Annotated in this window: 13 protein-coding genes; 8 read left to right on the forward strand and 5 right to left on the reverse strand. The window is 58.6% G+C overall.

The features are described 5' to 3' along the window. Positions 1-3 precede the first annotated feature (3 nt). A complete protein-coding gene (locus ABRP95_RS04710; protein WP_349838260.1) occupies positions 4-1278 on the reverse strand; it encodes a galactokinase family protein in 1275 nt (424 codons plus the stop codon). Positions 1279-1529: 251 nt separating this feature from the next. Between ABRP95_RS04710 and ABRP95_RS04715 the strand changes: the two genes are divergently transcribed. Further along, positions 1530-1724: a hypothetical protein gene (locus ABRP95_RS04715; RefSeq protein WP_349838261.1), complete on the forward strand. Its 195-nt coding sequence runs from the start codon at positions 1530-1532 to the stop codon at positions 1722-1724. 70 nt (positions 1725-1794) lie between these two features. On the opposite strand, the gene ABRP95_RS04720 is transcribed toward ABRP95_RS04715, so the two are convergent. From ABRP95_RS04720 to ABRP95_RS04730, 3 genes are all read right to left on the reverse strand, one after another. Next, the gene (locus tag ABRP95_RS04720; protein WP_349838262.1) at positions 1795-3552 is read right to left on the reverse strand and encodes a CYTH and CHAD domain-containing protein; all 1758 of its coding nucleotides are present in this window, start codon (positions 3550-3552) and stop codon (positions 1795-1797) included. A gap of 174 nt (positions 3553-3726) precedes the next feature. Next, positions 3727-4188: a hypothetical protein gene (locus tag ABRP95_RS04725; protein WP_502880352.1), complete on the reverse strand. Its 462-nt coding sequence runs from the start codon at positions 4186-4188 to the stop codon at positions 3727-3729. Then, a complete protein-coding gene (locus ABRP95_RS04730; RefSeq protein ID WP_349839022.1) occupies positions 4079-4768 on the reverse strand; it encodes a DUF2786 domain-containing protein in 690 nt (229 codons plus the stop codon). The genes ABRP95_RS04725 and ABRP95_RS04730 overlap by 110 nt, the downstream gene beginning before the upstream one ends. A gap of 195 nt (positions 4769-4963) precedes the next feature. Between ABRP95_RS04730 and ABRP95_RS04735 the strand changes: the two genes are divergently transcribed. From ABRP95_RS04735 to ABRP95_RS04760, 6 genes are all read left to right on the forward strand, one after another. Then, positions 4964-6301, forward strand: a complete 1338-nt coding sequence (locus ABRP95_RS04735; protein WP_284769463.1) for a glutamine synthetase family protein — start codon at positions 4964-4966, stop codon at positions 6299-6301. 7 nt (positions 6302-6308) lie between these two features. Further along, positions 6309-9368: a bifunctional [glutamine synthetase] adenylyltransferase/[glutamine synthetase]-adenylyl-L-tyrosine phosphorylase gene (locus tag ABRP95_RS04740; protein WP_349839023.1), complete on the forward strand. Its 3060-nt coding sequence runs from the start codon at positions 6309-6311 to the stop codon at positions 9366-9368. A gap of 97 nt (positions 9369-9465) precedes the next feature. After that, positions 9466-9837, forward strand: coding sequence for a Cgl2226 family protein (locus ABRP95_RS04745; protein ID WP_284782386.1), 372 nt, complete (start codon positions 9466-9468; stop codon positions 9835-9837). Beyond that, positions 9830-10279: a hypothetical protein gene (locus tag ABRP95_RS04750; RefSeq protein WP_349839024.1), complete on the forward strand. Its 450-nt coding sequence runs from the start codon at positions 9830-9832 to the stop codon at positions 10277-10279. The genes ABRP95_RS04745 and ABRP95_RS04750 overlap by 8 nt, the downstream gene beginning before the upstream one ends. 204 nt (positions 10280-10483) lie before the next feature. Continuing rightward, positions 10484-10681, forward strand: coding sequence for a hypothetical protein (locus ABRP95_RS04755; RefSeq protein ID WP_284782389.1), 198 nt, complete (start codon positions 10484-10486; stop codon positions 10679-10681). 47 nt (positions 10682-10728) lie between these two features. Further along, positions 10729-11490, forward strand: a complete 762-nt coding sequence (locus tag ABRP95_RS04760) for an AAA family ATPase (protein ID WP_284782390.1) — start codon at positions 10729-10731, stop codon at positions 11488-11490. Positions 11491-11495: 5 nt separating this feature from the next. On the opposite strand, the gene ABRP95_RS04765 is transcribed toward ABRP95_RS04760, so the two are convergent. Then, a complete protein-coding gene (locus ABRP95_RS04765) occupies positions 11496-12803 on the reverse strand; it encodes an MFS transporter (protein WP_284769468.1) in 1308 nt (435 codons plus the stop codon). A gap of 38 nt (positions 12804-12841) precedes the next feature. Between ABRP95_RS04765 and thrC the strand changes: the two genes are divergently transcribed. Next, complete coding sequence (gene thrC / locus ABRP95_RS04770) at positions 12842-14284, forward strand: threonine synthase (protein WP_296088872.1); 1443 nt, start codon at positions 12842-12844, stop codon at positions 14282-14284. The last annotated feature ends 2 nt before the right edge of the window (positions 14285-14286 follow it).

The raw sequence follows: 14286 nt of genomic DNA on the forward strand, positions 1-14286 counted from the left end.
CCCTTAACCTTCTACCTTGGCTGGCTCGCCAGCGGCCAGTTTGACCACCAGGAACCCATCGTCTGCTAGGTCTGCCGCGAAGTTTTCTGCGCGGTTGCTGGGGACATAAGCAATGACGGCGCTAGATAGTCCCGCGTGCGCCGAGCGCGCGGCCACCGCGCCGCGGACCGTGACGAGCTCCGCGAGCTTTTCTGCGGAATCGAAGCCATAAATATTGGTCAGCGAGGCCTGTGATTGCAAGACAATGGGGAAAAGCTCGTTGCGGCGGTGTGAGCGCAGGTAGCGCACAAAGTGCTCCACACGGGTGGTTTCTTCCTCATAAAATGCCATCCACGCGGTAGCCGCATTGATGCTGGGGCGACCGTCCTCGCCGTAGACCTTGTGTACGGCTTTGAGCCACTCCACCACTCGCTGCTGTGCATCAGGCAATAAACGCAGCGACTCCGTGCCGAAGGAATGGCAAGCATCATCAATAAACTGCTGGCGTTGGCGGATGTCACTAATTGCCTGTTCCTGTTCGTGCGCAACGTCCCCGGGCACCGCCACGGCAAAGGCCACCACGTCCTGGCCCACCACCTGTGGCGCATGGGTGACCGAACCATCGGCATAGTCGATGATGCACACGCCGTCACCACTGCTGCGCAGCGCGGCCGTGTGGCGCGCGCGAAGGGCAGGCTTATGAGCAAAGGTGGTCACCGCTTGGGTGCAGACATCCGCAACGCGCACGCGCAACGGCGCGTCGAGGTTATCGGTTGGGCCCATTAAGGCAAGCGCAACGGCAACATCCGCCGCCGATGCGGCGCCTAAGCCGATATCGGCAGGGATATCGCTGACGATGGTGATATCCGCCCCAGCCGTTTCCCGGGATAGTAACTGGCGGTTGACCATGGTGTGCACGATGCCGCCGATGCGCGCGGCAAGCCCTCCTTCTGGTGCGGGCGGGATGACCGGTTGGCCCTCAGAGTCCGTCGTGGGTTGTTGGGCCGCAGCGAGCGCAGCCACCTCCTGCAGGCTAATGGAATCGTGCGTAGGCTCCCCGCTAGCCGGTATGTAGTGGACCGAAACGATGCCATCCGTGCGCGAACTGACGGCCGCTGCTGCGCGGAGATCCGACAAGCTTGCGGCGACGATGCCCCCATAGTGATCGATATGCTCGCCAATAAGTGGCCAGGTCGCGGGCGCGCTGGCGACATGGGTGGGCTCCGTTCCCACGATAGAGGCGTGTTGTTGTGCAACGCGCTCAGCAATAGGGGACTTAGGCGTCGACCACAGTGGCATGAAGGCAAAAGCTCCTTTTCCAATTCGGCGGATAAAAATCACGCGGCTACGTGGCGCGGGCTAGCGCCATGGACAAAGTAGCCGATAAAGCGGCTCCCTCGCTCCGCGTGAGAGAGCAGGGGAGGCATCAAAAGAAATACTGCCCTCATATTCTAGCGGGCGTGTGTTTTCGTGCATGGGTAGTGTGGGCACCAACCACAAACAGGCGGCGCACACGTGCTGCCCAGAGTATATAGACGAAAGGGACTACCGTGGCGACCACAGCAGATGAGAAATGGTATTACGACCCCTCCACCAAAGAAGTCAGCAAAGGAAAAGTATCCGGCTGGGAAAACCGCATGGGCCCCTACGACACCCGCGAAGAGGCCGAGCACGCCATAGAAATCGCGCGCGCTCGCACCAAGGCAGCCGATACCGCAGAAAAGGAAGATGATGGCTGGGACTAGTTAATTTCCCAACCACCATCTGACTGCCCTTTATGCGGCCTAACGCGGCACAGCTGGTGCCGCGGCAGCGCTACTTCTTCAGCTTCTTGCGCAGCGGCTTAAACGCGGCCTTGATGTCCTTGAAAGACTCGTTGTAATCATCCAAAGCAGAAAGGCCGATGGCGCGTTCGCGCTGGTACAGCAGGCCGTAGCCAAAGGTATCTTCCCCGCGGCGGTGCGCGTTCTGGGATAGCTCGAGCAACTTATCCCGCGAGGTAACCGAGTCTTGGAAATCCCCCAAGACCGATTGCATCTTTTTGCAGGCCTTGTACAGGCGCTTGGTCTTTAGCTTCGTTGCTGAACCAGCCGCCTCTGCTGCGTAGCGCAGCTTCTTGGCAGCCTTGCGCATATCGTGGAAATAATCCTCGCGCTCGTGCAGCGAAAGCTCCGCGTTATCCCAATTGTCCACGGCCTTCTTATGCCGCTTGACCAATTTCTTATAGGCCTTTTCTAGGTGGCGCGCCATCACGGCATCGACGTCCTCGGCCTCCGCGTCGCCAGCGCTAGACGGTTCTTCCGTCTTCTTTTCAACGGCCGATTTTTCCTCTGCAGCATGCGCTTGTGCGGATTCTTCGACTGAATTATCGGTTGTATCCCCAGCCGCTTCCTCAGTCGCGTCCACAACAGCGGAATCGTCATCACTATCGGTATCTTCTGTGGACTGGGAACCGGACGTAGGGGGATCCGCCAATAGGCGGTCGAGGGACTCGAGTAATTCGAGGTATTCCTCAGAATTTAGCGCGGCGATAACCCTGCGGTGCGCCCGCCGGTAGGCGGTACCCATGTCGCGGGAGATGTGTTCGCGGGTGGCGGCATCTAAGGTATCGGAGTCCTCGGACTCCAGGAGTTCTTGCCAGCGCTCTTCTACGACCTCTGCATCGCGGGCTACGCCCAAAATGCCGGCGAGTTCTTTGAGGTCAGCTTCGATTTTTTCAATCTGTGGGCCGACGACGATGCCGTGAAAAGTCTGTAGGTGGCTGCGCAGCTCGCGGGTGGCCACACGCATTTGGTGCACCGAGTCCCACTCATCGCGGCGAACGCGCGGATCGTAATCAATGAGCTTGTCGCGGTTAGCCTGCAGCGCTGCAATCACCGCTGCTGCCGGGGAATCCTCATCAACATCCGGGGTTACGAGTGCTGGTGGTAGGGGAGCATTGTTGTAGGAATCTCCCAAGGCCGACTTCAACTTAGACGGGGACGAAGAAACGCGAGCCCCAGCGCCGATGAGAAGTGAAGTCGCGCGGCGGATGAACTGGCTTCCTTCTTCGGTGCCTGGAAGCTCACCGGCAAGCTCCACTTCCCATTCGCGCCAGGATTGCTGCTGGCCGCCGGGCAGGAAAGAAAAGGCGGTGACGTGGTCATCGCAGAATTCCGCGACAGGATTATTGTGCTCGTTCGCAAGCAGCATCTCGGTGCGGTTATTATCCACCTGCGCAATGGGGCTTAACTCTTTGTGGCGAACGATAGAGCGCACTTGCTTTACAAGCTCTTGGGGCACCTCGTATTTGCCGTCTACCGGTTCTCCCAGTTCGGCATGGATCTCGGTTCGGCCACCCCCGCTGGGGATCTTGATGTGCCAGCCATCGTCATTGCCGCCGGTGCGGCGGCGCAAGGTGATTTTGGCGTGCGTTAGACGTAAATCTTCCGTGTCGTAATAAATGGCGGATAGAGCGTGGTGGCGCGTTTCTGCAATATGGTCAACGGATTCGAGTCGAGTGAGTTCAGGTAGTTGAGTCGATTCTGCTACGGCGAATTTCGCTTCTACTTCCAGGAAAGTCTGTGTTGACATTCACATACCCTTAAGCTTTTACAACAATTAATTTCACCTGTGATCCTACCCGTGACGCGCAGCACGCGCCTGAAAAATTTCGCAGCGTTTGCTGTGCGCACAGGTAGAAATGAGCCGCCGACACCACGGGACTGAAAGGGGACAGAGCAGGCCGCGGCGTACCCGCCATCGGTATTAAGAATCGATGCCCGCGGCAGGCCCGCCCAAGTGAGACTTTTCCGCGGCCGTGATGCCATCAGTGATGCCGTGCAAACTATTCATGGATAGCGAGGAGGTAGTCAGGTTGGGAAATAAGCGGTTTCGGGTTTCCTCGGCATGATCGGTGCGCGCTTGGAGCGCAGGCAGCGTCTGAGTGGCGATGAGCTCCGCGTGGTGACTGCAATAGGGAGACTCATCGAGTTTTTCTTCGATGCCGTCTTCATTGGCCAGCTGCAGCAGCTCCCCGATCCGGGCGGCATAGGAAAGACGGAAGCTGCGGCGATAGGCCGCGGTGGTCTGTGTCGCCCTTGCAAACTCGGCCCCTTCACTATTGCGCATGTACCAATCGCATTGGCGGTTCAGGGAGGAGAAAAGGTCGGCGCAGTGCGCGGCGTCTTCGGGCGCGCCGATGATGCAGGCAAGGCCCTTTTCGTGGATGAGGAGGGTGGTGCACCCATTGGCATTGGCGATTGGTGCCTAACAAGGTGACCTGATGCTTGATATACGGCGGGTGAACGTGCACGCGGTGGGAAATGAGACGCGGTTGGTCAACGGTTAAGAGATCTTCGATGCGATATTTTTGCTGCAGCGACTGCGCCTTGGAAATGAGTACCTCTGCTTCTTCTGCAAAGGACGTGGATTCTGCCTTGCGTAATAGCCCCAAGACCTTGTGGCGGATTTTGTCCTGCTTATCGCTAGAGTCACCAGCCTGGCTCAACTCGCCGCCTGCTAAAAGTTCGGTATCGCGCAAACGTGGCAGGTGCACCAGCTCTTTCATGATGGCGCGCATTTTATCGCGGGGAATGAAGTTTTCTTGCGGGGCTTCTAATTGCAACCACGCTTTGCGCAGCACGGGTGAGGTGATGCGGGCAGGTACGTGCGGGCTAGCGCGGTAGATGAGGGGATAAGAATAAGAACCAAGGATGTGGCGTAAATCGTCCGGGGACCACCCGTATTGGGCGGCGGTCACTACGGCATCGATAACGCTGGCAGAAAGTTCATCAACGTGGGAGGTCATACTAGTTTCTTCCTTTAGAAAGCTTGTACAGGTGTTCGCTTGCCCCACTAGCAAATCACGTGCGCGAAGCCATACCTGCTGCATTAACCCCCGCTAGCTACCCCCTGAATACTCTGGCGACCTGCGAATCTGACCATGTGGAAATTGACTAATGAACTGCACACTGCCTAGCGGTGAGCCGGTAAGGTTTAGGGCATGAATAGCCAACACGAATTCGTCTTACGCACCGTTGAGGAACGCGATATCCGCTTTATCCGCTTGTGGTTTACGGATATCATGGGCGCCCTCAAATCCGTAGTGATGAGCCCCTCCGAACTCGAATCCGCCTTTGAGGAGGGGATTGGCTTTGATGGCTCTTCGGTAGAAGGGTTTTCCCGGATCTCTGAATCGGACACCATTGCGCTGCCGGATCCCTCCACCTTCCAAATTTTGCCCTTTGATGACAACGAGCCGGACCTGCAAACGGCGCGCATGTTCTGCGATATTGCGCAGCCGGATGGTCAGCCTTCCGTGGTGGATCCGCGCCATATCCTGCGCCGCCAGGTTACCGAGGCGGCCAATGATGGATTTACCTGTATGGCCTCGCCAGAAATTGAGTTCTACCTGCTGGAACACAGCAAGGAACTGACAGACCTGGTCCCCACCGATAATGGCGGGTATTTCGACCAAGCGACGCACGATACCGCGCCGCTCTTCCGCCGCCGCGCCATGCTGGCACTGGAATCACTCGGCATCGCCACCGAATTTAGCCACCACGAAACCGCACCGGGCCAGCAGGAAATCGATCTCCGCCACGCCGATGTGCTGACCATGGCGGATAATATTATGACCTTCCGGCGGGTTATTAAGCAGGTAGCCACGGATTCAAATGTGCGGGCTACGTTCATGCCCAAGCCTTTTGAGGATCTCCCGGGCTCCGGAATGCATACGCACTTTAGCCTTTTTGAAGGCCAGTCCAATGCCTTCCACGATCCGGATGATGAATTTTCGCTCTCACACACCGCCAAGCAGTTCATCGCCGGAATTTTGGAGCACTCTACGGAAATGAGCCCCATCATCAACCAGTGGCCCAACTCCTATAAGAGGCTGATGTTTGGCAATGAAGCGCCGGGTTCGGCTACGTGGGGCGTGCAGAACCGTTCTGCCCTGGTGCGCGTGCCGACGTACCGCCTGACCAAGGAGGAATCGCGCCGGGTGGAAATCCGGTCCATCGATGCCTCTATGAACCCATACTTGGGCTATGCGGTGATCCTCGCCGCTGGGCTGCGAGGCATCCGGGAAGGCTACGAATTAGACGAGCCTGCGGAAGACGATGTCCACCAGCTCACCCACCGGGAACGCCGCGCCATGGGGTATAAGGATCTTCCCTCCAGCATGGATCAGGCCCTGCGCGAGTTTGAAAAGTCCGAATTTATGGCGGAGGTCTTGGGCGAGCACGTCTTCGAGTTCTTTTTGCGCGCCAAATGGGAAGAATGGCGCGATTACCAGCGCCAAATTACTACAGTCGAGCTGCGCAACAACCTGAATTTCTAGGAGAATAATGCGTCCTGCCACGGTGCCGTCGCCGGCGTCGCTGGGCCTTAGCCGGTCCCATGCCGCACAAGACTTAGAACAACTGGGATGGAATAACCCGGAGTCCGTTGACCTCTTATGGACGCTGGCTGCGGTCGGTGATCCAGATTTAGCGCTTAATAACCTCGTGCGCATTTACGAGCAGGCCCCGGAGCTCGATGCGGAAATCCGCAGCAATGAGCAAGTGAGGGTGCGCCTTCTTGCGCTCTTGGGTGCGTCGACGGCGTTTGGGGATCACCTCGCTGCCCACCCGGAGCTGTGGGAAGAGCTGAAAAAGCCCCTGCCGGAGCCAGAAGAGATGCTCACCAGCCTGCTTGAAACGGTCGGCGCGCAGCCGGCAACGTTTGCGGCAGAGCTCGATGCTCCCGATCCCGCGAGGGAGGATCTCAGCGCGCCGGGTACATACCGCGCGAGCGAAGGTGAGCATAAAAAGGAGATGCGGACCCAGTACCGCACGCTGATGATGCGGCTTGCCGCGCACGATGTGGCGGGTACCTTCCACTCCCGCAAGGGGCAATCCCGCCCGCAGCCGGAGGTAAGCTTCCGGCAGGTCACCACGCTGACGACTGCGCTTGCCGATGCCGCCCTTACCGCCTCCCTTGCCGTTGCGGTACGCAAGATCTACGGCGATGATCCGCTCGATGCGCAGCTTGCCGTCATGGCGATGGGCAAGTGCGGTGCCGGCGAACTCAATTACATTTCCGATGTGGACGTCATCTTCGTCGGCAGCGAGGCAACGCCCAAGGCCACCAGGCTAGCCGCGGAGTTTAACCGGATTGGCTCGACGACATTTTTTGATGTCGATGCGAACCTGCGGCCGGAGGGTAAGTCTGGGGCGTTGGTGCGCACGCTGGATTCGCACGTGACCTACTACCGCCGGTGGGCAGAGACCTGGGAATTCCAGGCGCTGCTCAAGGCGCGGGCGATGACCGGCTACCTGCCGTTGGGGGAGGATTACCTGGAGCAAATCCGGCCGATGGTCTGGACGGCTTCGCAGCGCGATTCCTTCGTGGAAGACGTCCAAGCCATGCGCCGACGCGTATTAGATAATGTGCCGGATGAGCTCAAACATCGCGAGCTCAAGTTGGGCGTCGGCGGGCTGCGCGATATTGAATTCGCGGTGCAATTGCTGCAATTGGTGCACGGTCGCTCCGATGAATCCCTGCGTGCGCTTTCGACAGTGGATGCCCTCGACGCGCTTATCTCCGCAGGCTACGTGGGCCGCGAAGATGGCACGCAGCTCATTGAGGCCTATGAATTCTTGCGCCTTTTAGAACACCGCCTGCAATTGGAGCGCTTCCGCCGCACGCACACGCTGCCGGCAGACGATGATGAAGCGGGCCTGAACTGGCTCGCGGTGATTTCGGGGTTCTCCCCGCAGGGCACAAAGTCTGCGGTGCAGGGCATGTTGGCGCATTTGCGCCGCATCAGGATGCGCATTTCTGAGTTGCACTCGCGCCTGTTTTATCGCCCGCTGCTTAATTCCGTGGTGACCATGTCCGCCGATGAGCTGAAACTTTCGCCCGAGGCGGCAAAGCTGCAGCTGGCGGCATTGGGCTATAGCTCACCGGTGCGCGCCTTCGAGCACCTGACCTCCCTGGCATCCGGTACGTCCCGCAAGGCACGCATTCAAGCAATTTTGCTGCCGACCTTGATGGAGTGGCTAGCAGACACCGCGGATCCGGATATGGGGTTGCTCAATTACCGCAAGCTATCTGAGGCCGCCCGCGATAAGTCGTGGTTCCTGCGCATCCTGCGGGATGAGGGGATCGTCGGCCAGCGCTTGATGCATATTCTAGGAACCTCGCCGTTTACCGCGGACCTTATTATCAGTGCCCCGGATTCGGTAAAACAGCTTTCCGATGGCGCGACCGGCCCCAAGTTGCTCGAAACTAAGCCGGAGCAGGTGTCCAAGGCGCTGGTTAATTCCAGCAAGCGCCATGCGCACCCGGATAAGGCGGTGGCGGTCGCGCGCTCGCTACGCAGGGTGGAGCTGGCGCGCATTGCCAGTGGCGATCTCCTAGGAATCATCCCTGTTGAGCAGGTGTGCCAAGAACTGTCGACCATCTGGAACGCGGTCTTGGAAGCCGCCCTGCGCGCTGAGGTGCGGGCTTGGCGGATGGACCACGAGGATGCGGAACCGCCGGCGCGCATTGCGGTTATTGGTATGGGTCGGCTCGGTGGCCGTGAGCTTGGGTTCGGCTCCGATGCAGATGTTCTTTTTGTGGCAGAGCCTGAGGCTGCAGACGATGAAGGCGAGGCTATGCGGTGGGCCATTGGGGTCGTCGATAAGCTGCGCCGTCGACTTGCCAAGCCCTCTGGGGATCCGCCTTTGGACGTTGACTTGGGCCTGCGCCCAGAGGGGCGTTCGGGTGCTGTGGTGCGCAGCATTGCCTCCTACAAGCGCTATTACCGCGAGTGGGGCGAGGCCTGGGAAATGCAGGCGCTGCTGCGCGCGGCCTTCATCGCCGGAGACGAGGAAGTGGGCCAGCGCTTTATGGAGATGATCGATGAATACCGTTACCCGGATAGCGGTGCAAGCCAGTCCACCATTCGCGCCATCCGGCGCATGAAGGCTCGGGTGGATAATGAGCGCCTGCCGCGTGGGGCCGACCGCACCACCCACACGAAGCTGGGGCGCGGGGCCCTGACCGATATTGAGTGGACGGTGCAGCTGCTGATTATGATGCACGGGCACGAATATCCCGAGCTGCGGCAACCAGGAACCTTACCGGTGCTGGAGGCGCTGGAAGAAAGCGGTATCTTAAGCGCCGATCAAACTAGTGACCTGCGGGATGCGTGGTTGATGGCAACGGATGCCCGCAACGCGTTGGTGCTGGTGCGCGGCAAGCGTGTGGATCAATTGCCTGGGCCGGGCCAGCAATTGGCTCAAGTAGCCGGCGCGGCCGGCTGGACGCCGGAGGATAACCAGGATTTCCTAGATACCTACCTGAAACTGACCCGGCACGCACGCAAGGTGGTCGATGAAGTCTTTTGGGGAGAGGAGGAATCCTTCGAGCATTCTTAAAGTTGCCGCATAACTTGGTCTATACAGCGCTAATTCCCTTAACTTTTGAAGTATCGCGCCCTAGAGTAGGAATAAGTTAGAGAAAGGATCTTTGGTTATGTCATTTCAGCTGCAGCTCGATGTGGACTCCGCCACGGTTGGAGAATTGGCCGCATTGCTTTCTGCCGCTCGCGCGGCAGGAGTCCGTGATGATGACGCCCTAGAATTAGATGGCACCACCTTGACCATTGAGGTCTCGGTCCCACAAACAGGCGCATCCCGCGGCGGGCAGAATCTCGACGCGCCGCATCACCAAGACGACCTTGGCCGAGAGGGCGGTGCGGACTCCCGCTCGCGCGGGCGCGGCGACCGCATTGGGGAGGCCACGATCCGCTCGCTCATTGATATTTTGAATGAACGCGGCAATGGTAATTCCTCGCGCGGCAATGGTTATGGCTTCTTCGGAGGAAACTCGGATTACCATGGCTAAATCTTCGGGAGCCCACCGCAGGAAGCTTATCTACCTCTGGGGCTGTATCGCCGTCGTCGTTGGCACGTGGGCAACCAGTCGCCATCACCCGCCTAAAGGGACGATGACCGTGGGAGATGCCGTAGCCGGGGGAGTGGTGCAAGAAGAAGCGCCCGCCCAGGTGAATGGTGCGGTAGGAAGCGATGCGTCTTCAGAGGCCAATCGCGTGATGTCGCTGGCAAAGGCGTTGGGGATTCCCCTGGAATCGGTGCCGCGCGATATTATCCAGAATAAATCCGGAAAGTCAGATGTCCGGCAGTATCTAGAGCGCGAGTTAAAGAGCGCCGTGGCCTCTGGCGAGCTGGATGAAGAAGATGAAAAGGCCATCATCGGCGCCTTTGAAAAAGGAATTGTCATCCCAGCCAGCGATGGCATCGTGGCTGAAAGCGCCCCGGCGAATTAGGTCGGTACCAGACTCTGCCTAGACCACAGCCTGTGCATCGGCTGGGGCAGCCGCTTGGGCGTATTCCAGCCGAGGAACGCCCCATGAAGTTTCAGGAAACCGGCAGACTGAGGGCATGGCCTTAACAGCTCGTCTCCCTAAAGTTATCCCATAACGAAACGGTAACGATTCAAGGTGTGCGTTACCGAGGGACTGGAGGAGACGATGACAATCAACAATAAGTTATCTACAACCGCGGCGGTGGCCGCAGCCATAGTCTTTCCTATTAGCGGGGGATTAGGTATTACCTTTGCGGTAAATGCGGTTCCAGCAGAGACCATTGCCCAAGCAGCAACCGGGGATCCGTTAATCCTGCACCTCAAGTCCGCATTCGAGCTAGCAACCGCAATAGCGCGGCGATAACGTGAAGACCCCGTCCAAGCACCGCCGCTGCTGCTAAAGTACCAAGCATGTTGGTTGATGCCGTCCGCCTGAAATCCATGCCGCGGGATTATCGCCGCAGCCTGCCAGTCTTCGATTACCTGGCAGATTTAAGGCGTTTTTCCTTTACCCGCCCGGTGACGATTTTCGTCGGTGATAACGGTATAGGAAAATCCAGCCTATTGGCCGCCATGGCAACAGATCTTGGGTGCTCTCCCAAGGGTGGCCGAATGGGGGATCCGGAAGCAATCGTGCCGTTAAGCCCGGTGGCCTGCGAGCGCACGGGGCTTATTCAGCGGGCATACTTCCTGCGCGCAGAAACCCACGAATACCTCCTGACGCGCGAGCAATCCCCGGAGGAATCCGGCGGGCGTTCCACCCTGCCTACCCAGGTGGATGTGCAGGCCCGCTCGCACGGCGAATCCGTCTTCGATGTGCTCTATGAGCGCGTCGATGGCGCGGGAGTATATATCTTGGACGAGCCAGAATCGGGCTTATCCGTAGTCCGGCAATTGGCGCTGATCGCTGAAATCGCCCAAGCCGTTGACCGCGGCGCGCAGGTATTTATCGCTACGCATTCACCGATATTACTGGGCTGCCCCAATGCCGATATCGTGGAATTAAATGATACCGGCTTCCAGCGCATTTCCTTTGATGAGGCCGAAGCTGTGGCTGCCACCAGGGAGTTCCTCGCGTATCCAGAAGGAACTATCAAATTTATCTTGGACCCAGAGGCAGAGGAGACTGGCGCGACGGAGATAGCAACAGATGAGGCCGAAAGGCCTCAATAAAGCCGCTAGGTAACTTCCACGATCCGCACCGAAGGCCCCGCATAGCCACCGCGCCGGCGCAGGATGTGGGTGATGACGACGCCGGCCATGCCGCACAGCCATACGGCTAGAACGGCGAGGGCTGCGGAAGTGAAATCGGGCATGGAGTACTTGGGGGCATCGGCAGAGTGATCCAAGACCATGCCGAATAATTGCGCACCCAACATGCCGGAGGTAAACCCGCCCATATTGCCTAAGCCGGTTGCGGTAGCGACGACAGAGCGGTCCATGTTCTCGCGGATGATGTCGAAGCCATAATTCGCCGTCGGCGTGCACAGCGCCAAGATAAAGGAGACCGCAGTGATGGCTGCCAAACCCCCGCCGGTGCCGAAGGCGAAGAATAGTACCCAGGTCAGCACGTGCAGGCTGACGAACCCGAGCGCGACCCACGGGCGGATATTCTGCGCACGGGAGGAAATCCGGCCGTGCAAGGGTCCGACCAGAACCAAAAATACCGCCAAGAGGGTCAGCACGAGGCTGGCCTTGCCCTTGGATAGTTCCATGCCTTGGGTCATCATGGGCATGCCCCACAGCATGACAAAGACAATCAGCGGCAACATCCCGCTGTAGTGAATAAAGTATGCCTGCCAGGCGATGGGCGAGGTAAAGACCGCCTTCAAGCGCGCGCCGATGCTGCTGCCCTGGGAATTGGGTGGTTCCTTCTCCAGCGGAATAACCCCGAGCTTCTCTGGGGAGTCAGCGACCGCGACTGCGGCGGCAATGGCGACGAGGATGCCTACTGCACCCAAGGTTACGAATGCTGCCGTCCATCCCGCCGTTCCGAGCAACCAGAGGAAGGGGACGGCGGAAATGAATTGGCCCATCTGGCCAATCGAGGAGGTCACCTGGGTAAACATCGGCGTGCGGTGTAGAGGGAACCAGTAGGGTAGGATGCGCATTACCGACAGGAAGCCCGTGGCATCGCCGGCGCCGATGAGCACGCGCGCGAAGATGGCTACCCCGTAATTGCTGGTAAAGCCGAGCATGACCTGGCCTACGCCCATAATGACCGCGCCCACCACGAGCAGGATGCGGGGGCCAAATTTATCGATCAGCATGCCGGTGGGGATTTGCGCGATGGCATAGACACCCAATTGCACGGAGGTAAATACCGCGATGCGCCCAGCATCGACGTCGAAGCGCTCGATAGCATCGAGTCCGGCTACGCCGAAGGAAGACCGCCCGGTAATGGCTACGAGGTAGACCGCCATGGCCGCCACCCAAATCATTAACGCCTGGGTTGTGATAACTTCTCTTGGATTTGGCTGCGACATGGCTGATACCTTACGCGTTAACTACTAGGATTCATCTTGTGAAGTATATTTCGACCCGTGATACCACCGGCCAGCCCGCATCCTTTACGGATATCCTCTTAGGAGGGCTCGCGCCCGATGGTGGCCTATACCTGCCTGAAACCTACCCGCAACTGGACTCCGCCACGCTGGATGCGTGGCGTGAAGTGGCTAAAACCGACGGCTATGCCGCCCTTGCGGCCGAGGTCATCAAGCTGTTCATCGATGATATTCCAGAGGAAGATCTGGATAAAATCACCGCCCGGGCATATACCAGCCCGAAGTTTGCCTCCCCTGAGATCGTCCCCGTCACTGAACTAGGAGATGACCTCTTTATCGGTCACCTTTCTGAGGGGCCCACCGCTGCATTTAAAGACATGGCCATGCAGCTTTTGGGCGAGCTTTTTGAATACGAGCTTGCCCGCCGCGGGGAGACGCTGAATATTTTGGGCGCTACCTCTGGCGATACCGGCTCTTCCGCCGAATACGCCATGCGTGGTCGCGACGGCATCCGCGTTTTCATGTTGACCCCAGCCGGGCGCATGACCGCCTTCCAACAGGCGCAAATGTTTGGCTTGGATGATCCGAATATCTTCAATATCGCCCTCGACGGTGTCTTTGATGATTGCCAGGACGTGGTAAAGGCCGTCTCCAGCGATGCGGAATTTAAGGCCAACTACCGCATCGGTGCGGTCAACTCCATTAACTGGGCGCGCCTGCTAGCCCAGGTGGTTTACTATATTTCCTGCTGGATCAAGGTCACCGATAATAACGAGCAAAAGGTCTCCTTTAGCGTTCCTACCGGTAACTTCGGCGATATTTGCGCCGGGCATATCGCTCGCAGCATGGGCCTTCCCATCGATCGCCTCATCGTGGCGACGAATGAGAATGACGTTTTGGATGAGTTCTTCCGCACCGGAAACTACCGCCCGCGCCCAGCCGCGGAAACCATGGCCACCTCATCGCCGTCGATGGATATTTCCCGCGCCTCCAATTTCGAGCGCTTTGCATTCGATCTTTTAGGCCGCGATGCTGCGCGCGTTGCGGATCTCTTTGGCACTAAGGTCAAAGAAGGCGGGTTTAACCTTGAAGAAGACCTCATTACGGCCGCGCGTGAAGACTACGGTTTTTTGTCCGGTTCCTCCACCCATGATGACCGCCTTGCCACCATCAAGGATGTGAACGAACGTTATGGTTACCTGGCGGATCCGCACACGGCCGATGGCATCAAGGTGGCGCGGGCGGCCCAAAAAGAGGGCGTGACGACGCCCATCGTCTGCTTAGAGACGGCACTGCCGGTAAAATTCAGCGAAACCATCACCGAGGCCATCGGGAGCGCACCGCAGCCACCCGAGCGTTTTGCTGACATCCTGAGCGCGGAGCGCCACGTGGCGGATCTGCCCAACGATGCTGCAGCGGTCAAGGACTTTATTACCTCCAGCATCAAGAACACGGAGGTGTAGCC

Source organism: Corynebacterium sp. KPL2895 (assembly GCF_040225815.1).
Classification (GTDB): domain Bacteria; phylum Actinomycetota; class Actinomycetes; order Mycobacteriales; family Mycobacteriaceae; genus Corynebacterium; species Corynebacterium rhinophilum.

Bases quoted from the DNA above. Each gene is read 5' to 3' on its own strand.
- ABRP95_RS04710 (WP_349838260.1), bottom strand. From the start codon at position 1,278: ATGCCACTGTGGTCGACGCCTAAGTCCCCTATTGCTGAGCGCGTTGCA.
- ABRP95_RS04720 (WP_349838262.1), bottom strand. From the start codon at position 3,552: ATGTCAACACAGACTTTCCTGGAAGTAGAAGCGAAATTCGCCGTAGCA.
- ABRP95_RS04730 (WP_349839022.1), bottom strand. From the start codon at position 4,768: ATGACCTCCCACGTTGATGAACTTTCTGCCAGCGTTATCGATGCCGTA.
- ABRP95_RS04735 (WP_284769463.1), top strand. From the start codon at position 4,964: ATGAATAGCCAACACGAATTCGTCTTACGCACCGTTGAGGAACGCGAT.
- ABRP95_RS04740 (WP_349839023.1), top strand. From the start codon at position 6,309: ATGCGTCCTGCCACGGTGCCGTCGCCGGCGTCGCTGGGCCTTAGCCGG.
- ABRP95_RS04745 (WP_284782386.1), top strand. From the start codon at position 9,466: ATGTCATTTCAGCTGCAGCTCGATGTGGACTCCGCCACGGTTGGAGAA.
- ABRP95_RS04750 (WP_349839024.1), top strand. From the start codon at position 9,830: ATGGCTAAATCTTCGGGAGCCCACCGCAGGAAGCTTATCTACCTCTGG.
- ABRP95_RS04755 (WP_284782389.1), top strand. From the start codon at position 10,484: ATGACAATCAACAATAAGTTATCTACAACCGCGGCGGTGGCCGCAGCC.
- ABRP95_RS04760 (WP_284782390.1), top strand. From the start codon at position 10,729: ATGTTGGTTGATGCCGTCCGCCTGAAATCCATGCCGCGGGATTATCGC.
- ABRP95_RS04765 (WP_284769468.1), bottom strand. From the start codon at position 12,803: ATGTCGCAGCCAAATCCAAGAGAAGTTATCACAACCCAGGCGTTAATG.